This is a genomic window from Deinococcus sp. Leaf326 (assembly GCF_001424185.1).
Lineage (GTDB): Bacteria > Deinococcota > Deinococci > Deinococcales > Deinococcaceae > Deinococcus.
Map to the genome: position 1 here is coordinate 246,636 of NZ_LMOM01000043.1, position 25,617 is coordinate 272,252.

Sequence of the window (25,617 nt, forward strand, 5' to 3'; positions counted from 1 at the left end):
GTTACTCCGCTAGGGCAGGCACGCTGGGCACTTCCGGGGCGTTGCCGGTGCGGATGGCGCCGAGCACGCGGGTGCGGATCTCCTGCTCCATCTCGGGGCGCTCGGATAGGTAGGCGATGGCCTTTTCCTTGCCCTGACCGATGCGCTCCTCGCCGTAGCTGTAAAAAGACCCCGACTTCTTGATGATGTCCATATCGGCCGCCAGCGTCACGAGGTCGCTGAGCTGGTCGAAGCCCTTGCCGTACACCAGGGCCAGTTCGACTTCCTTGAAGGGCGCGGCGACCTTGTTCTTCACGGTCTTGACCTTCACGGTGTTGGCCACGGCGTCGTTGCCGATCTTGATGGGCTGGCCGATCTTGCGCACGTCGAGGCGCACCGAGGAGTAGAACTTCAGCGCGCGTCCACCGGTCGTGGTTTCGGGGTTGCCGTACATCACGCCGATCTTCTCGCGCACCTGGTTGATGAAGATGGCGGCGGTGCCGGTCTTGGACAAGATGGCCGTCAGCTTGCGCAGGGCCTGCGACATCAACCGGGCCTGGAGGCCGGGGAGGCTGTCGCCCATCTCGCCCTCGATTTCGGCGCGGGGGGTCAGTGCGGCAACCGAGTCCACCACGACCACGTCAATGGCGCCCGAGCGCACGAGCAGCTCCATGATTTCCAGCGCCTGCTCGCCGTTGTCGGGCTGTGATACGAGCAGTTCGTCGGTGTTCACGCCCAGGGCGCGGGCGTACACGGGGTCCAGCGCGTGTTCGGCGTCAATGAAGGCGCAGGTGCCGCCCGCCTTCTGCGACTGCGCAATGATGCTCAGGGCCAGGGTGGTCTTGCCGCCCGACTCGGGACCGTAGATCTCAGTGACGCGGCCCTTGGGGATGCCGCCCACACCCAGCGCGAGATCGAGGCTCAGGCTGCCGGTGCTCACCGTCTGCACGTCGAGCTTGCTCTCGGCGCCGAGCTTCATGATTGAGCCCTTGCCGAACGCCTTCTCGATCTGGCTCATGGCCGTCTCGATGGCCTTGGTGCGTTCCTTGGCGTCGCTGGGGGCACTGATTTCTTTGGTGGCGTCTTTGCTCATGGCGTCTCCTGATGGGCCTCTTGGCCGGGAATCTCGTCGGAAGGGTCGGGCGCGGGGGCCGGGACTGCCGGGGGCCGGGCGCCCTGAAAACGGAAGCTGCTCTCGGTTTCGTAGATCGGGCCGGTCTTACGGAGGATGCTGCGCATGAGCGCCGCGCCGCTGGCCTGCCAGCCCAGATCGAAGGTGAGGGGCGGCACGCGCGGCGCTGGTCCCTTCTTGCGTGCCAGGGTGATGTGGGCCTTGAAGTTCAGGTCGTCGGTTTCTATTCCCAGCGCCTGAATCCCGGCGCGCAGTTCGGCCGCGAGTTCGTCCAGGCCGTCCGACTCCACCTTCACGAACCACACGCGCGGGCTGCCCTCATTGGGAAAGTAGCCGGTGCCGCGCAGGCGCACGTCCATCGGCGCGCGGTTGCCCAGCAGGCGCAGGCCCAGGGCCTTGAGGTCGCCTATACGTGCGGGCGGCACGGCCGGCAGGTACGCCAGGGTCACGTGCAGCTGGTCGGCGCGTACCGAGCGCCAGTTGCCCTTGAGTCGGCGCTGCACCTCCGCGAGTGGCCCGGCGACGTTGCTGGGCACCTTGAGTGCGTAGAACAGCCGCAGGGTCGAGGGAGTGTGGGTTCCGTCCTCCGCCTGGGCGGCCCGGCCGGAGCCAGGGCGGGGCTGGCTGGTCAACCTGAGCTGGTCGGCTGATCTGGCCGGTCTGGCCAACTTGGGCTGACCGGCCCGGCGGTCCACAGGCCCACTGGAAACCGGTGCACCGGAGACCGGCAGATCGAAGACCGGCAGGCTGAAGACAGGGTGGTCGGCCGCAGCCGGAGCCAGCGCGGACTTCTTCTGTGTGGCTTTCGCCTGGGCCGACTTGCCGGAGGCTGGCGTCTTGGCCACGGACTTGCCGGAACCGGTGCGGATCTTCACCGGGCCGCCCTTGTTCGCTGGGCCCCCGCGGTTCACTGTTCCCCTCCGGTGGCCGGCCGCAGGGCGCGGTAGGCCAGGGCCAGGGCCGCGACGGCGGCGCGCTCGCGGACCTGGTCGGGGGCGCCGCCCCAGTTGATGCGGGCAGTCCGGCTCACGCCTTCGGCGTCCACGGCCACGAAGGCCTGTCCGGCGTTCTCACTGCGCGTATTCACGACCACGCTCAGGCCCACGTCGGAGGCGAGGTGTTCGCGCGCTCCGGCAGCGAGTTCGCGGGCGGCCTGCTCGCTGACCAGTCCTGCGTCGCGCAGCGTGACCGGCGTCAGGCCCAGGGTGATGAGGCGGGCGTGGTCGGTCGTGACGGCCGCGTCGTGGAAGCCTGCCTCGTCGGCCAGCAGGGTGCTGAGCATCCCCGCGCTGCCTGCCTCGATGACGCCCAGCGTGCGTCCGCCGAGCAGCCTGCTCGTGGCACCGGCCAGGGTGTCGTCGTCCTCGCCCCAGGTCCAGCGGGCGAGGTCGGCGCGCACGCCGTCGAGCACGGGCTGGGCCAGCGCGCGGGCCTCGCCCTCGCTCGGGGCACTGGCCGCCACGCGGATGTCCACGCCGGTCTTGCGGAAGTAGGTCGCCACACTGGGATTGGCCTGCCGGGTCAGCGCGCCCAGGCGCTCGGCCACGTCGCTCTCACCGAGTCCCTGGGTGTGCACCGTCACGGCGTACAGCGCCTGATCGGGCAGTGGCAGCCGGGGCACGACCTGCTCGCGCCACATCTGGTGCATCTCGCGGGGTGGGCCGGGCATGGCGACCACGTACTGCGGCTGCCCGCCCTCGCCGGTCAGGCGCACGAACCAGCCCGGCGCGGTCCCCACCGGGTTGGGCAGCGCCTCGGCCGAGGGAATCAGCCAGGCCTGCTTGCGGTTGATCTGCGGCATGACGCGGCCGCGCGCGGAGTACAGACCCTCCAGCCAGGCGATCAGGTCCGGGTCCTCGGCGGGCGTCTCGCCCAGCGCGGCGGCGATGGCCTCACGGCTGAGATCGTCGTCGGTCGGGCCCAGACCCCCACCCACGAGCACGAGGTCGGCGCGCGACAGGGCCAGCCGCACGGCGTCCGTAACCCGGCCGAGGTTGTCGCCGAGGACGGTCTTGCGGTGCAGATTGACCCCTCTGGCCCCCAGTTCACGGGCCAGAAAGGCGGCGTTGCTGTCCACGATCTCTCCAAACAGCAACTCCGTGCCTACGCTGATAATTTCTGCTAGAAGCATAACAACCTCGAGTAAGTATAGGTCAAAACTGAATAAAACGCCAGAGCTTTCATCCGCCGAGTGTACGGGTCTGGGGGTGGTGTGGGGACCATGACCGGCCCGGCCGAGGGGGGGGCGCCGCCACATCCCCACCTGCCTCACCGCGCGCTCGGGCGCCGCCCTCTAGACTGGGCGGCATGACGGGACCTGTGGGTAAAAGGCAGTGGGCAGGACAAAACACACCTCTTCGCAGGTGGTCCTGTCCGCTTCCCGCTTCCCGCTTCCCGCGCCCCGGAGGCTGGCTGTGAGCGCGATCTATCAGCGCGCCCGGCCCATCCGCTGGGAGGACGTGGTCGGGCAGGAGCATGTCAAGGACGTGCTGCGCGCCGCCCTCGAGCAGGGCCGGGTGGGCCACGCCTACCTGTTCTCGGGGCCGCGCGGCGTGGGCAAGACGACCACCGCCCGCCTCATCGCCATGACGGCCAACTGCCAGAGTGAGGGGCCCAAGCCCTGCGGCGAGTGCGAGAGCTGCCTGGCTGTGCGCGCGGGCTCGCACCCGGACGTCATGGAGATTGACGCCGCGAGCAACAACAGCGTGGACGATGTGCGCGACCTGCGCGAGAAGGTCGGGCTGGCGGCCATGCGCGGGGGCAAGAAGATCTACATCCTCGACGAGGCGCACATGATGACGCGCTCGGCCTTCAACGCCCTGCTCAAGACGCTGGAGGAGCCGCCCGGCCACGTCATCTTCATCCTGGCGACGACCGAGCCCGAAAAGATCATCCCGACCATCCTCTCGCGCTGCCAGCACTACCGCTTCCGGCGCCTGACGCCCGAGGAGATCGCCGGCAAGCTGGGTGCCCTGGCGCAGACCGAGGGGGTGCGGGCCGACGCGGACGCCCTGGCGCTCATCGGCCGCCTCGCCGACGGAGCCATGCGCGACGGCGAGAGCCTGCTCGAGCGGATGCTCGCGGCGGGCACGGCCGTGACACGCGCGGCGGTCGAGGACGCGCTGGGCCTGCCTCCCGGCGAGCGGGTGCGCGCGGTCGCCTCGGCGCTCGTGCTGGGCGACGCGGGCGCGGCGCTTCAGGGCGCCTCGGCGCTGTACCGGGACGGCTTTGCGGCCCGCACGGTGGTCGAGGGCCTGGTCGGCGCGTTCGGGTCGGCCCTGCACGCCGAACTGGGCATCGGCGACCCGGCCCAGGCCGAGGAGGGCCGTCTGGAGGGCGCCGATGTGCCCCGGCTGCTGAAGTTGCAGGCTGCCCTCGACGAGCAGGTGGCCCGGTTTGCCCGTTCGGCCGATGGGCTGAGCCTCGAACTGGCCCTGACCCACGCGCTGCTCGCCACCGAGGTCCCGGCATCGGCCGCGCCTGCCACCGGGACCGGGGCCGCCAGTCTGCCTGCCGACCTCGGTGCGCGCCTGAACCGGCTGGAAAAGGAGCTGGCGACACTGCGGGAGGCTCCCCGTCCGGTAGCGGCCCCGGCCTCGGTCGCCTCACCGCGCCGTGAAGCGCCTGCGGCCCGCTCCGCCGCACCGGCCGAACCCGAACCGCAGCAGGAGACCCCGGCCGCCGCACTTCAGGGCAGCTGGGACGACGTGGTGCGGCAGGCGAGCATGCAGCTCCGGGCCTTTCTCAAGCCCGCCCGTCGCCACGCCGAACCCGGCTACGTCAGCCTGAGCTACGACGACAAGAACGCCTTCCATGCCAAGCAGATCGCCTCCAAGTTCGACGAAGTGCTGCGGCTGGTGCGCGCCGTCTTCGGGGCCGTGACCTTCGAACTGATCGCTCCCGAGGGGCTGGGCCGCCGCCAGGGCGCCGGGGGAGAGACGGGACCCGCGGCCGCGCCGGTGTCCCGGCCCGCCGTGGCGACGCCGTCTCCGGTCGTTGGCCCGGCGGCCCCGCCGCCCACCCGCGCGCCCGCGCCCCAGCCCGCTCCGGTCGAAATCGCCGATTTCGACCCGGTGCCGCGCCGGGGAGGCCGGGGACCACAGGAGGCGGCGCCCGGAGGCGGTGTCCCACAGGCCAGTGCGGGCACGCCACCCCCTCGCCCGGCCACCCGGCCCGCCAGTGTGGCGACGCTGGAGCCGCCGCGCGCGGCTGTGGCCCAGTCTACCCTGCAGACCCCACCGCCGCGCCCGTCCGGGGTGCAGGGCCGCGTGCCGCCGCACAGCCCCGACGACGTGGCTCCGGCGCCGCTTCCCGTTCCGCAGCCGGCGCCCTGGGAAGAGGAGCATGTCGCCGACGGGCCGCCCGCCCCCGCCGATGCCCAGGGGGGGGACCGCACGCCGCCCCCCGGTACCGCGCGCGAGCTCTACCTGGCCGAACCCATCACCGAAGAACCCGACTGGGGTGATCTGGGCGGTCCGGTCGGGCATGAGGGAGGCCACGGGGGGGAGGAGCCACTCGACCTGAGCAGCGCGCCCTTCGCTGAACTCTCGGCACCGCGCCCGGCTCCCCGTGCGGCGCCTCAGCCCACGCCCGAACGTCCCGCCGCCGAGCGGCGCACCGAGGTCTCGGCGGCGCCCTCGCGCCCCGGCGATATCCGCGCGCATCCGATGTACGACGACATCAAGGGCCGGTTCTCGGGCCGCGTGCGCGAGATCGGCAAGAACCGCCGCGTGCAGGCCGAGGCCCCGGAGACTGCCAGCGACGAGGACCCGGCCGAAGCCTGAGCTGACCGCTCGACCGCTCCGGGCCGGCGCCTTCCACTCCGGTATGCCCCTCATGCCGGTGCGCTAGCCTGAGTCCCAACGTATGACCCCCGCCCTGCCGCGCCGCGCCTTCCTTCTGGCCCTGACCCTCGCGCTGGCGCTGCCGGCCTCCGCCCAGGTCGCCCTGCCGCCCGACGTCTCGGCGCCGGTGACGACTCCGGCGACCGACCCCCCGGCCGATCTGGCCGTACCCGGGGACGGGGGCGGAGCTGATACGGGCGGCAGCGCCGCACAGCCGAGCAGTTCGGCCGCCGCTGCCGGCACGGCGGCCCCCACCACCTCCCCAGCCGACATTCCGGTCACGCCGCCGGTCCCGGCCCCGGAGCCGATTCCGGCCGTTCCAGTCCTGACCAGTCCAGTGCCCACCGTGCCTGTGGCCCCCACTCCGGTCCCTACGCCGGTCGTGCCCACGCCAGTCCCCCCGGTGCTCACGGTGCCGACCCCAGTGACACCAAAGCCGGCCGCGCCCCCCCAGCCCATTACTCCGGAGGCCGTGACGGTCCGCGGGCTGTGGGTGGACGCCTTCGGGCCGGGGCTCAAGACGCGCGTGCAGGTGGCGCAGATGGTGGACGACGCGGTGAAGCTCGGCGTGAATACGCTGTTCGTACAGGCGATCCGGCGGGGCGACTGCCTGTGCATGAAGAGCGGGCTGCCCTTGGCGACCGACGCCGACCTGGAAAAGAACTTCGATCCGCTGGCCATCGCTGTGCGGCTCGGGCACGCGCGCGGCCTGCGGGTGATCGCCTGGGCCAGCGTGACGGGGGTCGCCAACACCGCCGCGCCGAACACCAGCCCCCTGCACGTCATGCGCACCCACGGCCCGGATTCGGGCAAGAACTCCTGGCTGGCCCGGCGCCCCGACGGCACCTGGCAGGAAGGCAGCGACGGCTGGCTCGACGCGGGCATTCCCGAGGCCGCCGACTTCATGGTGAACAGCGTCGTGAATCTGGTGCGCAACTACGACGTGGACGGCGTGCAGCTTGACCGCATCCGCTACCCCGACGGCGGCGCGTGGGGCTACGATCCCAAGACCGTGGCCCGCTACGCCGCCGAGACCGGCGCGAAGGGCACCCCCGTGCCCGGCGACCCCGCGTGGCAGGCCTGGAAGCGCGAGCAGGTCACGGCCCTGGTGCGCCGCATCGCCTTAGAGGTCAAGAGCGTGCGTCCGACCGCCTGGATGAGTGCGGCGACCATCACCTACGGCCCGGCGCCGCGTATCACCGACCCCACGGCCTTCCGGCGCTCGCGGCCCTACACCGACGTGCTTCAGGACTGGCCGACCTGGGTGCGCGAGGGCCTCATCGACCTGAACGTGCCCATGAACTACAAGCGCGACGGCGTGACCGAGCAGGGCGCGTGGTTCGACGGCTGGAACAGCTACGCCGCGAGCGTGCGTACCCGCGCCGACGGCGTGCTGGCTCCGCTGGCGGTGGGCACGGCCATGTACCTCAACTCGCCGGCCGTCACGGCGGCGCAGGCGTCGCGCAGCGTGGGCGCCGGCCTGGGCTGGGTGGGGTACTCGTACCGCAGCCCGACCCCCGGCGTCATCTCGGGACAGCAGACGACCGCGCAGGGTCTGGACAGCGTGCGCGCCGCACTGCACGGCAAGGGCGAGCCGCTGGCCACGCCGCTGCGCTGGACTGCCGCTCCGCCCAGCCTGCGCGGTCTGATGGGCCGGATCGTGGGCACTGCGCAGCCCGGCGGCCGCGTGGTGGAGGCGTGGCAGGGCGGCAAGCTGGTCGCCACGGGGCTCACCGACGGCGGCGGCTACTACGGCTTCCTGACCCTGCCGGCCGGCCGAACCGAGGTGCGGGTCAGCGGCCAGCGCTGGAGCGACACGGTGCCCGAGCGCGGTGTGGCCCGCCTGCCCGACCTGCTCGCGCGCGACATCGCTCCGCTGAAGCCCTGAGCCGGGTGGCCGGGGTCCGCGGCGCTTTCGCCGCCTTGCTCTAGACTCCGGCCATGCCCGACCCCCACAACGAAGGCCAGCCCAGTCCTGGCCTGACTCCCACCGAGTTCCGCGAGACGCTGGGGCGCTTTGCCAGTGGCGTGACCGTCATCACGGCCAGAAGCGGCGACGAGCGCCGGGGCATGACCGCCAACGCCTTCGTGTCGGTAAGCCTCGCGCCGCCCCTGATCCTGGTCAGCGTGGACCACCGCGCCCACATGCTCGCGCTGCTCATGCAGGACACGGTCACGCATTTCGGGGTCAATGTCCTGAGTGCGACCCAGCGCCACCTCAGCACGCACTTTGCCGGCAAGCCGGGACCCGACGAGGGGGTGCCCTGGTTCGAGCACGAGGGCCTGCCCCTGATCGGCGGTACGGTCGCGCAGCTCGTGTGCCGCAAGGAGCGCCTCATCGAGGCGGGCGACCACACGCTGGTGCTGGGCCACGTGGAGTACAGCCGCTACACCGACGACGACCCCCTGCTGTACTTCCGGGGCCAGTACCACGAGCTGGGCTGAGAACCGGTTCCCGGCGGCGCTCGTCGCCTGAGCGGCGGGGCCATCCCCAGGGGCCCGGCCCCTGAAGGGACTGGCCCCGTTACCGGTATTCCACCAGCAGGGGCAGGTGGTCGCTGCCCGCGTCCGGCAACACCCGCGTGCGCACGGCGCGCAGTTCGCGGCTCATCTGGTGGTCGATGCGCAGCTTGAGGCTGGGGAAGGTCCAGCCCGGTCCCCGGCCGGCGCGGTCGTGGGCGTCGGGGCCGTAGGCGGCGCGCAGCTGCCGGTAGACCCGGCCGCGCGGCGGGGTGTTCAGGTCGCCGCCCAGCAGCAGCGGCCCCTGCGCGCGCGCGGCGAGGTCCAGCAGCACCCCCACCTGGGCCGCGCGCGCGTTGCGGGTGTGCCGCACACGTTCCAGGTCGCCTGAGAGCAGGCTGGAGAGCATGACGGTGCCCAGGTGCGCGTTGACCACGTTCAGGGGCTCACCCTGCCAGCTCACGCGGGTGAGCAGGACCTCGCGCCGGTTCAGGGGCAGGTCGTAGCGCTGCACGTCCTGAAGGGGAAGGCGGCTGAGGGTCGTGACCTCGGCGGCGCGCGTCACGCTGTAGCCGGGCAGCAGAGACACGAGCTGCGCATGGAAAGCGGGCCGCGCGAAGTTGGCCTCCTGAAGCAGCACGAGGTCGGCGTCCGCCTCACCGATCAGCCGGGCCAGCCGCTCTGGGGTGGTCTGCGTGCCGCTGCGCACGTTGTAGGTCAGTACGCGCAACTCGCCGCCGCGCTGAAAGTTCCAGTGGAACAGGCCCGCGCCCCCGGCGGCCAGCAAGGCGGCCAGCACCACCGGCCCCAGCCGGCGGCGGCGCCACAGGCACCACGCCAAGACCAACGGTGCCGGCAGGAGCCACAGCAGCGGCGGTGTGTAGGCCAGCAGGAGCGTGTAGACGGTCCGTTCGGCCACCCATTCGCCGAGCACCCAGATCAGGACGACACCGAGCAGATAGGCCCAGGCAAGACGGGAACGCGGCATCGCCGGGTAGCCTCTCACACCCGGGTGAGAAAAACGACCCACGGTGACCAGCGCGGCCCGCTCCGGTCAGGGGGCCAGCAGCCCGCGCACGAGTGCCTCCAGGCCGCGCTGAAATCCTCCCTGGTCGCCGCTCGGCCCGAACTGCCCTCCCAGAAAGAAAAGGGTGTGGCCGTGCAGGAAGGCCCAGACCGCCACGGTGGCCCCGGTGTCGTCCGGCCGCCCGGTTACCGCACTGACCCCCTCCAGCACGGTATTCCAGAGGTCCTTCATCGGTCCCGGCGAGGCGGTATAGGGCCGGGCGGGGTCCAGCAGCAGCGCGTAGAGGTGCGGGTGCGCGCGGGCGTAGGCGTGGTAGGCCCCGGCCATCGCCCTCAGGCCGGCCTGAGGGTCCATTCCCTGTGCCGCCGCCTCCAGCGTGACCTGCAATTCCCGCGCCACGTCGTCGGTCAGGGCCGTGAGCAGGGCCGCCCGGTCGGCGTAGTGGCGGTACAGGCTGCTAGGCCGTACCCCCAGCGCCTCGGCCAGCGGCCGCATGTTCAGGGCGTCGGCGCCGCCCGCCTCCAGCAGCACTCGGGCCTGCGCGGCGATGGCATCCGGGGTCAGCTTGGCAGGATATGGCATGACGAACACTGTACGTCTTGACGACTCTCTTTCCAAGACGTACAGTGTTCGTCATAAAGGTGAACAAGGTTCATCTTGAGGAGATAGATATGCGCGTTACTCCCCATGGTCCGTATCTGCACCTCCTCACCCGCCTCGGCCTCATGAACAGCGCGCTGGTGCGCGAGGACGACGGTTTCACCCTTGTGGACACCGGCATTTCGGGGTCGGCCCCCGCCCTCCTGAAGGCCGCTGCCGCGCTGGGAGCACCCATTCGCCGCGTCGTGCTGACCCATGCCCACGACGACCACGTGGGCAGCCTGGACGCCCTGCACGCGGCGCTGCCGGAGGCCGAGGTCCTGATCTCGGGGCGTGACGCCCGGCTCCTGGGCGGCGACCTGAGCCTCGACCCCAGCGAGCCGCAGACGCCGCTACGGGGTGGCCTGCATGGGGCCAGGACGGCGCCCACACGGCTACTGCGCCTGGACGGCACTGATCAGGTCGGGCACCTGCGGGTCGTGCCGGCGCCGGGCCATACGCCGGGCCACGTGGCGCTGCTGGACACGCGCGACGGCACTCTGATCTGCGGCGACGCCTTTCAGACCGTGGCGGGCGTCCGGATGTGCAGTGACCGCCGGGGGCTGTTTCCGCTGACCGCCTTCGCCACCTGGCACGCGCCCACCGCCCTGTACAGTGCCTCGGCGCTGGCCGACCTGCACCCCACGCGGCTGGTGCCCGGCCACGGCAGGGTCGTGGAAGACCCGGAAGCGGCGATGCGCCGCGCTGTGACCCGCGCCGGAGGGAGAGAGGCTTGAAGGCGGGCCAGAGCGGCAATGAAAAATGGGGGGAAGCTCTCCCCATTTGACTTGCGGTCCTAGGTCAGTGCCACTCGGCAGCCAGGGCGCGCACCTCTTCCTGGCGGGCGAGTTCCCGGCGCTGCACCTGCCCGATGGCGTCGGCCAGGGCTTCTTTCAGGTCGGCCAGACCGATGTTGCGCAGCGCACTGACCGGAATGCCCTCGGTACGCTCGCGCTCGCGGGCCAGCGTATCCGGGTCGGCGGCGTCGGCCTTGTTCAGCGCGACGACGGTGGGCATGTCCACGAAGCCCAGCTCTTCGAGAATGCGGTTCACGGCGTCCAGGCGCGTGTCGGCGCCGGGGCCGGCCGCGTCCACCACATGCAGCAGCACGTCGGCGTCCCCGATTTCCTCCAGCGTCGAGCGGAAGGCCCGCGTGAGGTCCTTGGGCAGGTCGCGGATGAATCCTACGGTGTCGGTCAGCACGACCGGCCCGATGCCCTCCAGGTAGCCCTGGCGGCTGGTGGGACGCAGCGTGGCGAACAGCTTGTTCTCGGCCAGCACGCGCCGGGGTTCCTCGGCGGCATGGGTGAAGGCGTTGAGCAGCGTGGACTTGCCCGCGTTGGTGTACCCCACGATGGAGACGACCGGCACGTCGTTGCGCTCGCGGCTCTTGCGGCGTTCCTCGCGGCGCTGCGCCACGCTCTCCAGCTGCTTTTCCAGGAACGCGAGGCGGTCGTTGATGCGGCGGCGGTCGAGCTCCAGCTTGGTTTCGCCGGGGCCGCGCGTGCCGATGGCCCCGCCGCCCGCGCTGCCCCCGCCGCCCCCGATGCGTGACAGGGCCGCGCCCGCACCCAGCAGCCGGGGCTTCATGTAGCGCAGCTGCGCCAGCTCGACCTGCAGGCGCGACTCGACGCCCTGCGCGTGCAGCGCGAAGATGTCCAGAATGAGCTGCGTGCGGTCGATGACCTTGAGGCCGGTGGCCGCCTCGATCTCGCGCGCCTGGGCCGGCCCGAGTTCCTGCCCGAAGATGAGCAGGTCGGCGTCGAGGTGGTAGGCCCGGCTGGTGAGTTCTTCGAGCTTGCCCGCCCCGACCAGTGTGCCGGCCTTGAGGTTGCGCCGGAAGACGAGTTCCTTGTACACGACCTCGGCCCCGGCGGTGCGGGCCAGTTCGCTCAGCTCTTCCAGCCGTTCCTCGGCGTCGAATTCGCCCTGGTCGATCTGGACCAGCAGCGCACGCTCGCGGTCTTTTTTCGCTTCGCGGGTGCTCGCGGCGCGCGCGATTTCTTCCTCGAGCGCCGACACCTGCGCGCCCAGATCGAACTCGTCGATCTGGAAGGCGGGGACAGGCGGCAGGATGCGCCAGTCTTCTTCCTCGCCGACCGTGCCGGGCGGGGTCAGGTGCGCCGTGTGCACGAGGCCGGGCTGGCCCTCGTTCCGGACCTCGATGGCCGACACGGCGTCCAGGCGCCCGAGGAACAGCGCCGAGAGGTCGCTCTTGCTCAGCGCCCCGCCGCGCGGGTGGGTATGCAGCAGGTGAAAGCCCGCCAGCCGGTTTTCGCCCTGGCGCAGGTCGGGTAGTTCGGCGGCCTTGGCGTCGGCCACGCTGACCGAGATCACGCGGCCCCGGCGGTCGATCAGGACGCTGACCTCGCGCCGCACGTCACTCGACAACTCCGCGAGGTTACGCGCGAGTTCCGGCGAACCGACGCGGCCGGGTTCGATCCGGCGGCGGTAGAGGTTGCCCAGGGCCTTGAGCTGGGCCGGGCGCAGGCCCGAGATGTTGCCAAGCACTTTATCTATAAGGAGTCACTTCCTTCGAGTTTGGGAAAAGAGAGAACGCTGTCCATGCCCCCCGGAAACGCGTCCGGGCGGAGAGAGAAGACACGCCTTGTCATTGCCCCCATTCTAAAACCCGGGGCCTGACGCGACCGTGTGTCTTTACTTGATCTTCTTGATCATGATGGGTTCAGGGTAGGGGGCGCGGTGCGGGAGGCGCATCGGCCGGGTGGCCTAGCTCCGGCGGGGCCGTCACCTGCTCCAGCGTGAACAGGGCGCGTTCCACGATCTCGGGGTTGGTGTGCCGGTAGTAGGGGAGAGCCAGCAGCGCTTTTGCCAGCGCCAGTGCCCGGCCCCTCTGCACCGTGGTGTTATCGGGAGCCAGCGCGCGCAGGTAGGTGGCTCGCGCCGCCGGCCCGAAGGTGTTCCAGGCGGGCAGAAGGTCCACCGCCGGGTCGTCGAGCCGCAGGCCGAAATCCAGCACGGCGGCCAGCCGGCCCGCCCGCAGCAGCAGATTGTTGGCATGGAGGTCACCGTGAACGGCGGCCGGCGCGGCGCTCCAGCCGGGCAGTATCACGGCCTGTGTCCAGAGCTCCGTCGCCCGGTGCCGCGTCTCCGGGGACAGCAACTCGGCCGACTCGGCGAGGGCACGCTCCACATGAGGCCCGAGGTCCAGCAACAAGCGGCCGGGCGACTCGGCGCGCGGGGCGCCGGTCACGTCCGCGCGGCGCAGGGCGAGCACGAAGGCGGCGAGCTGGGCGGCCAGTCCGGTGTCGTCCTGCACGCCGCTCAGGGTCGCCATCTCGCCCGGCAGCCAGCGGTAGATGCCCCAGGGCCAGGGGTAACCCTCGCCGGGCTGTCCCAGCGCGAGTGGCTGCGGAATCTCCAGCGGCAGTGCCGGGGCCAGCCTGGGCAGCCACGTCAGGTCCTGCTCGACTTGCCCCACCGCCCAGCCGATCCGGGGCAGGCGTGCCAGCAGGCCGTCTCCCACCCGGTACAGGGCGTGGTCGGTGCCCCAGGAGAGCAGCGGGCGCACGGGCTCGCCCGTCCACTGCGGAAACTGCGCGGCGATCAGGCGGCGCACGAGGTCGGCGTCCGTGGCCTGTTCGCCCTCATGCATCTGCCCTGGGATCATGGGCCGAGTCTAGTGAGGCGCGGGGGCGGGAGCACGCGCCAGGTGGCCTATAGAATCCGGAGCATGGCAGAGGTACAGCCCCAGGTGTTCGGCACGAAAAAGAGCAAGGAAACGCGCGCCGCCGAGCGGTTTTTCAAGGAGCGCCGCGTCAAGATCCATTTCGTGGACCTGAACGAGCGGCCCATCGCCAGGGGTGAACTGGCCCGTTTCGTGCAGAAGTTCGGTCTGAACGCCTTGCTGGATCTGGAGGGCAAGGCCTACGAGCGCAGCAACCTCGCCTACCTGCGCACCACCGAGGAAGGGATCGTCTCGCGCATCATCGAGACCCCCGAACTGCTGCGCCTGCCCCTGGTGCGGCTCGGCAAGGTCCTGACGGTGGGCGAGGACCCGGCCGCCTGGGCCCAGTTGCTGGAAGGCTAGCGGGAACAGCCCGGGCGGGGCTGCCGCGCGCCGCAGGGGTACAGGTCAGCCGGCGACCTACTGCTGGCGGCGCAGCGAGAGGGCGGTCAGGAGGCCAAGCCCCAGACACAGGGGAGAGTAGACGCGCCGGTTGAGGCGGTCGAAGGACCGACCCGTATGGGGCAATCCGTAGCCCCCGGCCCCGCGCAGCAGCAAGACACCCGCCACTGCCACCGCGCCGGTCCGTGCCCGGCGCGACCGGGGAGACAGCAGAACTGTCCCGGCAGCGCCGGCCAGCGCGGCCGCCACCCCGAAGCAGGCGGCGGGCGGTGGCAGTTCGCCCGGCCCGACGACCTTCGCGGCCAGGTCGTGTCGGTCCCGTCCCGGCCAGAGGCCTCCGGCACCCCAGTACCCGTGCAGCGCAGCGATCAGGGCCAGGACCGAACACACCAGCAGCCGAATGGGAAGCATGCCTGAGGATGCGGCCCCGGGACGGGCGCTGCCAGGACGGAAGTCACCCGAATGCCGGAGCCCGCGCCGCTTCAGTCGCCCTCCCACTCGCTCATCGGCACGAAGTCCAGGCCCTCACCGCTGACCCCGGTCACGTTGTACTTCTTGTCGAACTGCACGAGGAGTTCGCCGCGGTCGAAGTGCTGCGGCGAGACCACGGGCTTGCGGAACATGTGGTTGCCGTCGTCGTCTATGCCGATGTGGGCGCCCTTGGTAAAACGGAACTCGATCACCTCGCCGTGGGCATGGGTGCGCACCCGTACGCGGTAGGTCTGCGGGTCGTCCTGCTTGACATAGAGGTTGGGGGCGGGCCGGCGAAACAGGTTGAACATAGGGGCAGGGCCTCCGGGGAAAAGAAGAAGGTCGGCGCTCAGAGCGTCTGGAGCAGCCGGGTCAGCAGCCGTACGTGGTCGGGCCAGCGGTCGAGCCGGACATGTTCGTGCGCGGCGTGGGCTCCGTCGCCCGGCGCGCCCAGGCCGTCGAGGGTCGGTGCGAGCGGCGCGGTGAAGTTGCCGTCGCTGCCCCCCCCCACGACCTCGTGCCCGATCTCGAAGCCCAGCTCGGCGGCCAGGGCCCGCGCCTTCGCGTACAGCGCCAGCGTGTCGGGGCCCTGCTCGAACGGAGGCCGGTTCAGGCCACCGGCGACCTCCACGGTCACGCGCGGGTCGCTGGGCCGCCACGCCTGGAGGGCAGCCGTGACGCGCTCGGCCTCGGCCAGGGTCGAGACACGCAGGTCGAAGTCCACGCGGCACTCGGCCGGAATGACGTTCACGGCGCCCCCACCCGAGATGCGCCCGGCACTGACCGTGGTGCCCACCTCGGGGCGGGCGAGGGCCTGCACCGCCAGCACCGCCTCGGCCGCGGCCGTCACGGCACTCACGCCGTCCTGGGGGCGGTTGCCGGCGTGGCTTGACACCCCATGCAGGTGCAGTGTGAAGTCGCCCGTTCCCTTGCGTCCGGTCTTGAGATTGTGGCTGTCCGCCACGGGCGGCTCGACCACGAGCACGGCGCGCGCCCGCCGGGCCGCCGACTCGATGTGGCCTCGGCTGCTGTCACTGCCCGTTTCCTCGTCGGGTGAGAGGAGGACGCGCACGCCGCCTTCCGGCCACTGCCGCTTCAGTGAGCGCAGCGCGTGAAACAGGCCCACGACGCCCGCCTTCATGTCGTAGGTCCCGGGACCGTACAGGCGCTCGCCCTCCTGACGCCAGGGCATGGTCTCCAGCGTGCCGTGCGGCCACACGGTATCGGCGTGCGACAGCGCCAGGAGGTACGGCCCCTCACCCACCCCGAAGTCGAAGACGCGCGTGCCGCCGGGCAGGGCGTGGGTTACGGCGCCCAGGTCCCGCGCCCAGTGTTCAGCCACGTCCATCACGTGCGAGATCGCCACGGGGTCGGTCGAGGGCGATTCGATCTCCACCAGGGCGCGCAGGTCACGCAACATGGCCGCGAGGTCGGGCCGGGCAGGGTCGGCAGTCATGCCGCGCATGCTACCCCCACCCGCCGTGAAACGCCGCCGCCAGGGTTTCCGGGCGGCGGCGCAGCTTGAACTCGGGGTGAGGCGAAAGGGGAACGTCAGACCAGCAGATCGATCTGCTGCGAGTTGGCGCGCAGGACGACCCGGCCCTTGAGGTACAGGTCGTTCAGGGCCTTGGAGCCGAAGATGCGGCCCAGACGGGTGCTCGTGAGCTCGATATTCCGGGTGCCGAGACGCAGCCGGACGACGTCGATGGTGCCGGGGACCCAGGTGCAGGACAGCTCTTGCATGACAGACCTCCTGATGGAAGAAAAAGAAATGGAGAAAAGGGAGGACAAGACAGCTCACAGACGTCCTGAACCGAAAGGGACGTCTGCATTTCACAGACTGGGCTGCCCGTAGGGGCGGGCCCGAGCCATACCGGGAAAACTTGGTAAGACCAGCGTAAGCTACGGAGATGCGCGCAACGCGAGAGAAGTCACCTTCGGCGTTGAGGCGGGGTTTAACTTCCCCCTGATGGCCGTCGGGTCATCCACAGGAGGCGGCTGCCGGCGCTGCTCCGTGCTTGACTGGGGAACATGACTTCTCCTGTTTCCCAGGACGGCGCCGCGCCCGGTCCCGACTCTCTGCTGGCCCTGCGCTTTCCCTCCGACCCGCAGGTCAGCCCCGATGGACGCCGGGTCGCCTACGTCCTCTCGCGGGTCGAGGAAGAGGAGCCGCGCAAGCCCGACGCCGAGTTCGCCCGGCCGCGCTACCGCTCTCACCTGTGGCTGGCCGGGGCGGGCGGCGAGGCCCGGCAGCTCACGCACGGCGAGTCGGGCCGGGGCGACAGTTCACCGCGCTGGTCGCCCGACGGGCAGACCCTGGCCTTCGTGCGTACGGCGGGCGAGGTGAGGGGCGCGCTCATGCTGCTGCCGCTGGCGGGCGGCGAGGCGCGGCGGGTCACGCATTTTCTTCAGGGCGTCCAGAACGTGCAGTGGAGCCCCGACGGGCGGTTCCTCTCCTTTTTCAGCGGTGGGGACGAGCAGGACAAGCGTGACGAGCGGGGCGAAGCCCGCGTCATCACCCGGCCGCGCTACCGCTTCAACGGCCGCGACTGGCTGCCCGAGGCGCCCGCGCGCCTGTGGCGCTACGAGGTGGCGACCGGTGAGCTGAGCGAGTGGCACGCCCCCGAAATCGAGCCGGGGGCCTACGCCTGGCTGCCCGACTCGGGCGGCGTGCTGTTCGTGTCGAGCACCGACGAGCGCGCCGCCTACGAGTGGCGCAGCGAGGTCTACCGCCTGGACCTGGACGGCGCGGTCACGCAGCTCACGGCCTGGGACGCTGCCCTCCAGGCCGTCGTTCCGCACCCGGACGGCGAGCGCTTCGCCGTGGTGGGCCGCCCGAGCGGCAAGGGCAACACCGAGAACGCGCACCTGTATCTGGTCGGGCCTGGAAACGAGGTCACGCGGCTCGACGAGGGCCACGACCACCCGGTCGGCGGCGCGGTGGGGGGCGACTGCCATGTGGGGGCCCTGCCCGAGAAGCCGGTGTGGCTCGATGACCGGACGCTGCTGTTTACCAGCACGGTGCGCGGCAGCGTGGGCCTGTTCACGGCGACAGTCGGCGGCGGCGTCGCGGCACATGACCATGACCCCCAGGGCCTGATCTCGGCCTTCACGGCGTCCTCAGGCGGCGTGGCCCTGATCCGCGAGTCGGCCACCCGCTTTCCCGAGGTGGAGCTCAACGGCGTGGCCGTCACGGACCTCAACGCCCATCTGCCCTTCGCGCCCCTCGCCCCGCAGCGCGTGACCTTCGGCAACGAACTAGGTGAGGGCGAGGGCTGGGTGCTGCTGCCCGGCCGGGTGGCCGAGGGGCAGCGGGTACCCGCCCTGCTGAGCATCCACGGCGGACCGCACACCGACTACGGCTACGGGTTCACACACGAATTCCAGCTGCTCGCGGCGCGCGGCTACGGCGTGTGCTACAGCAACCCGCGCGGGAGCGTCGGCTACGGGCAGGCCTGGGTGGACGCCATCCACGGGCGCTGGGGCACGGTAGACCAGGACGATCTCCTGGCCTTCTTCGACCGCTGCCTGGAGACGGTGCCGGCGCTGGACCCGGCGCGCACCGCCGTCATGGGAGGCAGCTACGGCGGTTTCATGACGAACTGGATCACCGCGCACACGGATCGCTTCCAGGCCGCCATCACCGACCGCAGCATCTGCAACCTGATCTCCTTCGGGGGCACTTCCGACATCGGGCTGCGGTTCTGGGTGGACGAACTGGGCCTCAATTTCGCCCGCCGCGCCGACGCCGCCAAACTCTGGGACCTCTCGCCGCTGCAATACGTCGAGAACGTCACCACGCCCACCCTGATCGTCCACTCGGTCCTCGACCACCGCTGCCCGGTCGAGCAGGCCGAGCAGTGGTACGCCGCCCTGACCCTGAACGGCGTGCCGACCCGCTTTGTGCGGTTTCCGGGCGAGGACCACGAACTCTCGCGCTCGGGGCGCCCCGACCGCCGCTTGAAGCGCCTGGAGGAATACCTGGGCTGGCTGGACCGCTGGTTGTAACAGGGCAGTGGGAGATAGGGAGTAGGACAAACGGGGAAGGTGGGTCGGTGGACCAGGCTGACAGGTCCAGCCCGCCTTCCCCGCTGCGCTCCGTGAGCATCCCGTCACGCCCCGGCCGCTAGAGTCGCGGGCGTGTCCCTGTTCGCCAACCTCGTCTCGCGCCGGCCCTGGCTGGTGCTGCTCGTGTGGGTGCTGGCCGCGCTCGCCAGCCTGCCCTTCGCCCTGCGCGCGCCCCCGGCCCTGAGCGCCGATCCCGGCCGCCTCACCCACTCCGAGAGCGTGCGCGTCACCACGCTGCTGCAAGACCGTTTCGGCGAGCGCGACACGAACACGGCCGTGCTCGTCACGCGCAGCAGCCCGCCGCTGACCACCGCGCAGGGCCGCGCGACCTACGACCGCTTCGTGCAGGGATTGGAGACGGTGCCGGGCGTGACCCGGGTCCTGGCCGCCGACACGGCCGCCGGGACCGGGGCGGGCAGCGCCGGAACGGCCGTGCCCACCCGCGACGCAGGCGGCACCCTGGCCCTGACCATCGCCCAGATTCCGCTGCTCGACGGCGCGGCCGAGACTCTGGCGCGGGTGCGGGCCTACGCGCGCTCGGCCGAGTCGGCCGGTCTGGACGTGCGCGTGACCGGCGGGCAGGCCGTGGCCGACGACTTCACGACCTACGCCGAGGCCGATACCAAACGCAGTGAGTTCGCCGCCCTGCCGCTGACCGGGCTGGTGCTGCTGTTCGTGTTCGGGGCGCTGGTGGCCGCCGGGCTGCCCCTGGTGACCAGCGTCCTGAGCGTGACCGTGGCGATGGCCGGGCTGTACGGCCTGACCCGCGTGATGGAGGTCAGTACCTTCGCCCAGAGCGTGATCACCATGCTGGGCCTGGGGGCGGGCATCGACTACGCCCTGCTCACCGTCAACCGCTTCCGCGAGGAATTGACCCGCGACGGCGACCCCCGCGCGGCGGCGGCGCGCACCGTGCGCACGGCGGGGCGCAGCGTGGCCTTCAGCGGCATGACGGTCGCGGTGGCGATGGCGGGCCTCATCGTGCCGCCGCTGACCTTCGTGCGCAGCATCGGCATAGGGGGGGTGCTGGCGGTACTGCTCACGGTCCTGGCGAGCGTGACCGTGCTGCCTGCCCTGCTGGCGCTGCTGGGCGAGCGGGTCAACAGCCCCCGCCGCCTGCGCCTCACCTGGGCCCAGACCTGGGCGCAGAGCGGCGCGGCCTCGGCCGGCTGGACCGCCTTCGCCCGGCGCGTCACCGCCCGGCCCTGGCTGGGGCTGGTGCTGGGCACGGGCTTTTTGCTGCTGCTGGCGGCCCCGGCCCTCCAGATGCGTACCGGCTACGCGGGGGCCTGGGGGCTAGCGCCCGGCGTCGAGAGCCGCGACGCCCTCCAGGACGTGCGGGCGCTCGGGGCGGGCGGTCTTCTGAGTCAGTTCGAGGTCGTGCTGGACCTGGAGGGCCAGCGTTACGGGGCGGGCGACCGTGCCCGCTTTCAGGCCGTCACCGAACAGTTGCGCGCCCTGCCCGGCGTGCGCGGCGTCCTGAGCCCCTTCCTGACCCCGGCCGACCTCGCGGCGGCGGGAGGCGGCACGGACGCCCTGGGGGCTGTGAGCGCCCTGAACCGCCGCTCGTTCAGCGCCGACCGCACGCTGCTGCGCCTGACCGTCATCCCGGCGACCGACCTGCGTGCCGACCGCGTGGACGCCTTCGAGGCCCGGTTGCGCGGGGTGCTGGACGCCAGCGGCTACCGCTACCTGCTGGGCGGCGCGCCGGTCGGCGGGCGCGAGTTCAGCGCGGCCATCACCGATACGCTGCCGACCATCGTCGTGGCCGTGTTCGCAGGGACCTTCCTGCTGCTGATGCTGGCCTTCCGCAGCCTGCTCATTCCCCTCAAGAGCCTGCTCGCCAACGCCCTGACGGTGGGCGCGGCGGCCGGGGTCGTCACCCTGATCGTGCAGGACGGCTTCCTGGCCGGGCCACTGGGGATTCCGCAGGATGTGGGGGTACTCGACGCCTCGCTGCCGGTGCTGCTCTTCGCGGTGATGTTCGGCCTGAGCATGGACTACGAGATCTTTCTGCTCTCGCGCGTGCAGGAGGAGTACCTCTCGGGGGCCAGCAACGACGAGGCGGTCGTGCGGGCGGTCGGCCACACGGCGCGCATCATCACGTCGGCGGCGATCATCATGTTCATCGTGTTCACGGCCTTCATGATCGGCCGCGTCGTCGCCACCAAGAGCATCGGCCTGGGGCTGGCGGTCGCGGTGGTTCTCGACGCCACGCTCGTGCGCCTCATCCTCGTGCCCTGCTTCCTGCGGGTGGCGGGCGACTGGAACTGGTGGCTGCCCGCGTGGCTCGACCGCCGCTTGCCCCACATCCGCCTGGAACACTGATCGGACGCCCTCCCTGCGCCGCAGTGGGGAGGGTCCGGCCGGTGTACGCCGTGCAGGAGGTCAGTACGGGCTCTCCGTCTCCGGCGCGCCGACCCTCCACCCCGAAAAGCGGACCTCAAAGCCGCCGCGCTGGGGACTACAGGCGTAGACGCCCACCGCGGCCGGTTCCTCCGGCGGGTAATAGGCTAGGCGGAGCAGCGCCCAGTCTGCCCCCGGCAGGCGGGACTGCACCTGGAGGGTGTCGCCCCGGCGGGTGATCTTCAGGTCGACGAAAGCCGGGTTGCCGGTGGGCTGGACGCTCCAGTCGCTGTACTCCCGCGTGACGACCGCGCTGAGCCGCTGCCCATGGACGAACTCGATGCCTGCCTTGACCCAGCACCCGGGGTGGCTGCGGACCATCAGCCCAGCCTGGTCGTACAACGCCTCATAGGTTCCTTCGGCCCGCACCTGCGCCGTGAACTCGCCAAGCGGCCGCGTGTGCAGGAAGTGGCCGCTGTCCCGCACGAAGCCGTAGTGAGTGAGGCGCCAGAAGTCCGTCTCGGGAGCGGTGCGGATTTGGAGAACGTCGCCAGCGGCCGTCCAGTCCGGTTCGTTCAACCACTTCAGTTCGGCCCAGGGGAGTGCAACCGGCATGGTCTAGAGCCCCCGGACGGGGCGGCGGGAGGCACTCACCCTCACCACCTGCAGGCTCCTAGGGCCCCGACATGCTCTTTGTCCTCTACAGGAGGACATAGTCGATCTCCAGGAAGTCGGTCACTTCCGGCTGCCACCGGTCCCGCACGAACTGTTCGTGGACCGGGTGAACGTTGTAGGCGTCGTAGGCGGCCTGATCGGCGAACTCCATGGAAAAGCCGAAGCGGAAGCTGTTCTTCGGGCTGATTTGCCGGAGCTGCTCGAACTTCTCGACCGTGGGGATATGCTCCAGGGCCCGCCCGGCCTGCAAAAAGCTTTCTTCTTCGGCAGAGCCTGAGGCATGCCTGAGGGTGAAGACGACGGTATGACGAATCATGGGTTCTCCTGAGAAATGAAAAGAGCTGGCCTGCGCCAAAGTTCCAGCGGTGGGGTGGTGCCGAGCTTCAGTCCCGCTCGATCACTGTGCCGCGTGTGTCGATCCCGAAGTCCATGACCCGGCCGGTCAGCCCATTCCGGGTCATTACGCCGTGCAGGTAGGTGTGCAGCGGCGCAGTGGGCAGGCGCGTGTCGTGAAAGCACAGCACGGTCGGCCCCGCGCCGCTCAGGGCCGCGCCCAGGGCCCCGTGCTCGTGGGCGCCTTCCAGAATGTCGCTCAGGCCCGGCACCAGAGGCGCGCGCCACACCTGATGGATGTAGTCCTGCATGGCGTGGCGCAGCAGGTCCAGCCGGCCCTGCGCCAGGGCGGCGGCCAGCAGCGCGGCGTGCGACAGGGCGTGCACCGCGTCGGCGCGGCTGTACTCGCGCGGCAGCACGGCGCGGGCTTTACTCGTCGAGAGCTCGAAGTCCGGCACCAGCACCGTCACGCCCAGGTGGGCCGGGGGGTCCAGGCGCACGTAGTGGGTACCCAACTTGTCCAATGTGGCGACCACGATGCCCCCGAACAGCGCCGGAGCTACGTTGTCGGGGTGGCCCTCCTCGCGGGCGGCCACGTCCAGTACCGTCTCGTCCGTCAGTGGGCGGCCCAGCAGCTCGTTGCCCGCCACGATCCCCGCGACCAGCGCGGCGGCGCTGCTGCCCAGCCCCCGCGCCAGCGGTACCTCGGTCCGGATCTCCACCCGCGCGGGGGGTAGGGGCCGGCCCGCGCGCTTAGCGGCCAGGAGCATCGCCCGATATACGTAGTTGCTCTCGTCGGCGGGCGTTCCCTCCAGTTCCGCACCCAGCGGTACCACCTCAGTCACGTCCTGCGGCGTCACGTGCAGAACGGTGTACAGCGGCACGCTCAGCCCGAGGCTGTCGAATCCCGGTCCCAGGTTGGCGCTGCTGGCGGGTGCGCGCACCGTGAAGCCTCCGGTCATGGATGGTCCCCGGGCCACGGCGCCGGAGTCGGGCAGGTCGCGGGGGGGGCAGTCGGTGGAGAACACGCAGGGCAGTCGGGCATAGGGGAGGCCTCCAGGGTGCGCCTCCTCGGGGTGGCGTCACCGGTCATGGTAACGGCCTCTCCATAGCCGGTCGCGGCGCAGCCGAGACAAATCAGCGCCTCAAGCCGACAGAAACGAGTCAGGAATAAATGTCCCAGTCAGCTACTCCTGCCTTCACCTTAAGCCCATGCCCTCTCACCCTTACCTGCCCTTCGCCCCCCCTTGAGAATGTACGCCACGCAACATTAGGGGGGGGGAGGCGGGCTCATGCTGCCTCCATCAAGACCGGCCGGGAAGTGCGAAAGCGCCGACAGGGCCGAGTAAAACCACCACTTTAGAGGAGGAACACATCATGGGTTGGATTATTACTATTCTGGTTGGTGCGCTGATCGGTTGGCTCGCGAGCATGATCATGAAGACGGACGCTCAGCAGGGCGCGGTCGCTAACATTCTCATCGGGATTGTAGGCAGCCTGCTCGCCCAGGCCGTGTTCGGCAACTGGCTCAACATCGGCGGCGCTTACGCGGCCGGCGGCGGGTTCAGCTTCTGGAGCATCGTGTGGGGCGTGGTCGGTAGCGTCGTGCTGATCGCCATCCTCAAGGCGCTGCGCGTTCTCCGCTAACCCTAGATTTTCGGCAGCCGGGCGCCCCAGTGGCGTCCGGTTTTTCGTGTGATCCGGCACGGCTATGGTCCGCTGAACCGCCACCCGGATGTGCTACAGTCGGAAGGCTTGTCTGCGCCGGTCCGGCGTGGCAGACGCCCCCACACCCGCCGGCGGTTTCTGGGTCATCGCCCAGAGCCACCCAGGCGGGCGAATCCCAGCGGGCGCGGCCCCCGGACCATCTGGCGGCCCAGACTCAAGAAGGAGAAGAAGAACATGGCGAAAGTGTGCGAAGTGTGCGGTAAGGGGCCGATTGTCGTGAACGCGGTGACGCGCCGTGGTAAGGCCCGTGCGGCCGGTGGCGTGGGTCGCAAGACCACCGGGATCTCCAAGCGGGTCCAGAAGCCCAACCTCCAACCCCTGACGGTGGCCCGCGGCGGCGTGAGCCTGCGTCTGCGCGTGTGCACCAAGTGCCGCAAGAGCCTCGTCTAAACCGGGCCCTGTAGCACTCAGCCCCCGGCCTACGTGGCTGGGGGCTGATCTTTTGGCTCTGGTGCGGGTCAGGCCTTCTTGCGGTCGGGGAGAAGACTGCTGATCAACAGGATTAGTGTCCCCACCACCACGCACATGTCGGCGATGTTAAAGATCGGGAAGTCGGTGCCGTTGATGGCCCGGGTCACGGCGCTGAGCACCGGGGCATGGATCATGTCCGTCACCCGCCCTGCGCGCAGTCCGTCAATGGCGTTGCCGATGGCACCCGCGGCGATCATGCTCAGCAGTACGCTCAGCAGTCGGGGCTGGGGACGCAGGAACAGGTACACCAGAATCCCCGCGCCCACCAGCAGCCGTGCCAGGGCCAGCGGGGCCGCGCTGCCGCTGAACATGCTCCAGGCCGCGCCCGTATTGAAGGTCAGCACCCAGTCCAGCAGGCCCGGAACCACCGGAATGGCCGGCTGGCCGTATTGCAGGTTGGCCAGGGCCCACGCCTTGAGGGCTTGGTCGGCGCCCACGAGCGCGAGAACGATGAGGAGCAGCACCCAGAAGGGCAGATGCGGGATGCGGCGGGTCAGGGTGGACACGAGGGGCAGTATATGAACTCCGGGCAATTCACCATTGGTGCCCGGAAGCGGCCCGACAATACGGGTATGGCAAACGTGGAGTCCTTCGATCTCGACCACACCAAGGTCAAAGCCCCCTATATCCGGCTGGCGGGGGTCAAGACCACCCCGCGCGGCGACAGCATCAGCAAATACGACCTGCGGCTGCTTCAGCCCAACGCGGGAGCCATTGACCCGGCGGCTATCCATACGCTCGAGCACCTGCTGGCCGGCTACCTGCGCGATCACCTCCAGGACGTGGTGGACGTGTCCCCGATGGGTTGCCGTACAGGGATGTATATGGCGGTCATCGGTGAGCCCGACGAACAGGGCGTCCTGCGCGCCTTCGAGGCGGCGCTGCGTGACACGGCCGCCCATGACCGCCCCATCCCCGGCGTGAGCGAACTGGAATGCGGCAATTACCGCGACCACGACCTTGGCGCGGCCCGTCAGCACGCCCGCGACGCCTTGGCTGGCGGCCTCAAGGTGCAAGAGACGGTGCTTCTCCAGCGCTGAGCGCTTTTGCTTCTCGGGCCATCTTGCTTGTGCAGGACGGCCTTTCCTGTGCTGATGCGAGACTGGATGCCGGACCGGGGACGTGGGGTGTTGACAGATCGGCGAATGCCCGGTATCTTTTCTGAGCCTCAAGCGAGGCGAGCAGCATGAAAGCAGAAGAGAGGGTGCGAGAGCAGGAACATCCGACAGGGTGTGCGAGCGGTTTTCTTCGGAAGACTCCAGACTCGAGAGGTCGCAAGACCACAAGCCGGTCTTCGGACTGGCAGTACAGCCTCTGAGAGGCAAGCCAAGCGCAAGCTTGGATCAACAGATCA

The 25,617-nt window shown here is 70.4% G+C and carries 25 protein-coding genes; 10 read left to right on the top strand and 15 right to left on the bottom strand.

Annotated features, from left to right (window positions below):
• Window position 1: 1 nt before the first annotated feature.
• The 3 genes from recA to ASF71_RS14775 are packed head-to-tail and all read right to left on the bottom strand — an operon-like array spanning window position 2 to window position 3,242.
• On the bottom strand, window positions 2–1,072 hold the full coding sequence (recA, locus tag ASF71_RS14765; RefSeq protein WP_056301613.1) for a recombinase RecA: 1,071 nt from the start codon (window positions 1,070–1,072) through the stop codon (window positions 2–4).
• Window positions 1,069–2,022 carry an RNA 2',3'-cyclic phosphodiesterase gene (gene thpR / locus ASF71_RS14770; RefSeq protein ID WP_369815003.1) on the bottom strand — a complete coding sequence of 318 codons (954 nt, stop codon included), beginning with the start codon at window positions 2,020–2,022 and terminating at the stop codon, window positions 1,069–1,071. The genes recA and thpR overlap by 4 nt, the downstream gene beginning before the upstream one ends.
• Window positions 2,019–3,242, bottom strand: a complete 1,224-nt coding sequence (locus ASF71_RS14775; RefSeq protein WP_056301616.1) for a CinA family nicotinamide mononucleotide deamidase-related protein — start codon at window positions 3,240–3,242, stop codon at window positions 2,019–2,021. Before ASF71_RS14775 ends, thpR begins: the two co-directional genes overlap by 4 nt.
• A 283-nt stretch (window positions 3,243–3,525) precedes the next feature.
• Between ASF71_RS14775 and dnaX the strand changes: the two genes are divergently transcribed.
• The 3 genes from dnaX to ASF71_RS14790 all read left to right on the top strand — a co-directional run bounded on the left by dnaX (window position 3,526) and on the right by ASF71_RS14790 (window position 8,400).
• Window positions 3,526–5,895 (top strand): DNA polymerase III subunit gamma/tau, encoded by a 2,370-nt coding sequence (gene dnaX, locus ASF71_RS14780; RefSeq protein ID WP_056301617.1) that lies wholly within the window; start codon window positions 3,526–3,528, stop codon window positions 5,893–5,895.
• Window positions 5,896–5,977: 82 nt separating this feature from the next.
• A complete protein-coding gene (locus ASF71_RS14785; RefSeq protein ID WP_235514495.1) occupies window positions 5,978–7,843 on the top strand; it encodes a glycoside hydrolase family 10 protein in 1,866 nt (621 codons plus the stop codon).
• 53 nt (window positions 7,844–7,896) lie between these two features.
• Window positions 7,897–8,400 (top strand): flavin reductase family protein, encoded by a 504-nt coding sequence (locus ASF71_RS14790; protein ID WP_056301620.1) that lies wholly within the window; start codon window positions 7,897–7,899, stop codon window positions 8,398–8,400.
• Window positions 8,401–8,479: 79 nt separating this feature from the next.
• Here ASF71_RS14790 and ASF71_RS14795 read toward each other — a convergent pair whose 3' ends face one another.
• Together ASF71_RS14795 and ASF71_RS14800 are read right to left on the bottom strand one after the other, a co-directional pair.
• On the bottom strand, window positions 8,480–9,403 hold the full coding sequence (locus ASF71_RS14795; protein ID WP_056301622.1) for an endonuclease/exonuclease/phosphatase family protein: 924 nt from the start codon (window positions 9,401–9,403) through the stop codon (window positions 8,480–8,482).
• Window positions 9,404–9,469: 66 nt separating this feature from the next.
• Entirely contained in the window at window positions 9,470–10,024 is a 555-nt protein-coding gene (locus tag ASF71_RS14800) for a TetR/AcrR family transcriptional regulator (RefSeq protein WP_056301739.1), read from the bottom strand.
• Between the two features lie 89 nt (window positions 10,025–10,113).
• Here ASF71_RS14800 and ASF71_RS14805 point away from each other — a divergent pair, with 89 nt between their 5' ends.
• Window positions 10,114–10,818 carry an MBL fold metallo-hydrolase gene (locus ASF71_RS14805; protein ID WP_056301624.1) on the top strand — a complete coding sequence of 235 codons (705 nt, stop codon included), beginning with the start codon at window positions 10,114–10,116 and terminating at the stop codon, window positions 10,816–10,818.
• 64 nt (window positions 10,819–10,882) lie between these two features.
• Here ASF71_RS14805 and hflX read toward each other — a convergent pair whose 3' ends face one another.
• Both hflX and ASF71_RS14815 read right to left on the bottom strand, forming a co-directional pair.
• Window positions 10,883–12,592 carry a GTPase HflX gene (hflX, locus tag ASF71_RS14810; protein ID WP_056301627.1) on the bottom strand — a complete coding sequence of 570 codons (1,710 nt, stop codon included), beginning with the start codon at window positions 12,590–12,592 and terminating at the stop codon, window positions 10,883–10,885.
• 175 nt (window positions 12,593–12,767) lie between these two features.
• The gene (locus ASF71_RS14815) at window positions 12,768–13,712 is read right to left on the bottom strand and encodes an aminoglycoside phosphotransferase family protein (protein WP_056301629.1); all 945 of its coding nucleotides are present in this window, start codon (window positions 13,710–13,712) and stop codon (window positions 12,768–12,770) included.
• A 63-nt stretch (window positions 13,713–13,775) separates the two neighbouring features.
• Between ASF71_RS14815 and ASF71_RS14820 the strand changes: the two genes are divergently transcribed.
• Complete coding sequence (locus tag ASF71_RS14820; protein ID WP_200939717.1) at window positions 13,776–14,132, top strand: ArsC/Spx/MgsR family protein; 357 nt, start codon at window positions 13,776–13,778, stop codon at window positions 14,130–14,132.
• Between the two features lie 57 nt (window positions 14,133–14,189).
• Here the strand turns inward: ASF71_RS14820 and ASF71_RS14825 are convergent, their stop codons facing one another.
• From ASF71_RS14825 to ASF71_RS14840, 4 genes are all read right to left on the bottom strand, one after another.
• Window positions 14,190–14,582: a DUF3995 domain-containing protein gene (locus ASF71_RS14825; RefSeq protein ID WP_056301631.1), complete on the bottom strand. Its 393-nt coding sequence runs from the start codon at window positions 14,580–14,582 to the stop codon at window positions 14,190–14,192.
• 71 nt (window positions 14,583–14,653) lie between these two features.
• Window positions 14,654–14,953 carry a hypothetical protein gene (locus tag ASF71_RS14830; protein ID WP_056301633.1) on the bottom strand — a complete coding sequence of 100 codons (300 nt, stop codon included), beginning with the start codon at window positions 14,951–14,953 and terminating at the stop codon, window positions 14,654–14,656.
• 38 nt (window positions 14,954–14,991) lie between these two features.
• Window positions 14,992–16,098 carry a M20 family metallopeptidase gene (locus tag ASF71_RS14835; RefSeq protein WP_200939718.1) on the bottom strand — a complete coding sequence of 369 codons (1,107 nt, stop codon included), beginning with the start codon at window positions 16,096–16,098 and terminating at the stop codon, window positions 14,992–14,994.
• Between the two features lie 95 nt (window positions 16,099–16,193).
• Window positions 16,194–16,385: a hypothetical protein gene (locus ASF71_RS14840; protein WP_056301639.1), complete on the bottom strand. Its 192-nt coding sequence runs from the start codon at window positions 16,383–16,385 to the stop codon at window positions 16,194–16,196.
• Between the two features lie 288 nt (window positions 16,386–16,673).
• On the opposite strand from ASF71_RS14840, the gene ASF71_RS14845 reads away from it, so the two are divergent.
• Window positions 16,674–18,650, top strand: coding sequence for a S9 family peptidase (locus ASF71_RS14845; RefSeq protein ID WP_056301641.1), 1,977 nt, complete (start codon window positions 16,674–16,676; stop codon window positions 18,648–18,650).
• Window positions 18,651–18,782: 132 nt separating this feature from the next.
• Entirely contained in the window at window positions 18,783–21,038 is a 2,256-nt protein-coding gene (locus ASF71_RS14850) for an MMPL family transporter (RefSeq protein ID WP_056301643.1), read from the top strand.
• Window positions 21,039–21,098: 60 nt separating this feature from the next.
• Here the strand turns inward: ASF71_RS14850 and ASF71_RS14855 are convergent, their stop codons facing one another.
• The 3 genes from ASF71_RS14855 to thrB all read right to left on the bottom strand — a co-directional run bounded on the left by ASF71_RS14855 (window position 21,099) and on the right by thrB (window position 23,026).
• Window positions 21,099–21,671, bottom strand: coding sequence for a DUF1349 domain-containing protein (locus tag ASF71_RS14855; protein ID WP_056301645.1), 573 nt, complete (start codon window positions 21,669–21,671; stop codon window positions 21,099–21,101).
• Between the two features lie 85 nt (window positions 21,672–21,756).
• Window positions 21,757–22,047: a Dabb family protein gene (locus tag ASF71_RS14860; protein WP_056301647.1), complete on the bottom strand. Its 291-nt coding sequence runs from the start codon at window positions 22,045–22,047 to the stop codon at window positions 21,757–21,759.
• A gap of 67 nt (window positions 22,048–22,114) precedes the next feature.
• Complete coding sequence (thrB, locus tag ASF71_RS14865) at window positions 22,115–23,026, bottom strand: homoserine kinase (protein WP_056301649.1); 912 nt, start codon at window positions 23,024–23,026, stop codon at window positions 22,115–22,117.
• 415 nt (window positions 23,027–23,441) lie between these two features.
• Between thrB and ASF71_RS14870 the strand changes: the two genes are divergently transcribed.
• Both ASF71_RS14870 and rpmB read left to right on the top strand, forming a co-directional pair.
• A complete protein-coding gene (locus tag ASF71_RS14870; protein ID WP_056301653.1) occupies window positions 23,442–23,711 on the top strand; it encodes a GlsB/YeaQ/YmgE family stress response membrane protein in 270 nt (89 codons plus the stop codon).
• A gap of 255 nt (window positions 23,712–23,966) precedes the next feature.
• The gene (gene rpmB / locus ASF71_RS14875; protein WP_056301656.1) at window positions 23,967–24,182 is read left to right on the top strand and encodes a 50S ribosomal protein L28; all 216 of its coding nucleotides are present in this window, start codon (window positions 23,967–23,969) and stop codon (window positions 24,180–24,182) included.
• A 68-nt stretch (window positions 24,183–24,250) separates the two neighbouring features.
• Here the strand turns inward: rpmB and lspA are convergent, their stop codons facing one another.
• Window positions 24,251–24,769: a signal peptidase II gene (gene lspA / locus ASF71_RS14880; RefSeq protein ID WP_235514498.1), complete on the bottom strand. Its 519-nt coding sequence runs from the start codon at window positions 24,767–24,769 to the stop codon at window positions 24,251–24,253.
• Window positions 24,770–24,835: 66 nt separating this feature from the next.
• Here lspA and ASF71_RS14885 point away from each other — a divergent pair, with 66 nt between their 5' ends.
• Complete coding sequence (locus ASF71_RS14885; RefSeq protein ID WP_056301658.1) at window positions 24,836–25,303, top strand: S-ribosylhomocysteine lyase; 468 nt, start codon at window positions 24,836–24,838, stop codon at window positions 25,301–25,303.
• Window positions 25,304–25,617 lie beyond the last annotated feature (314 nt).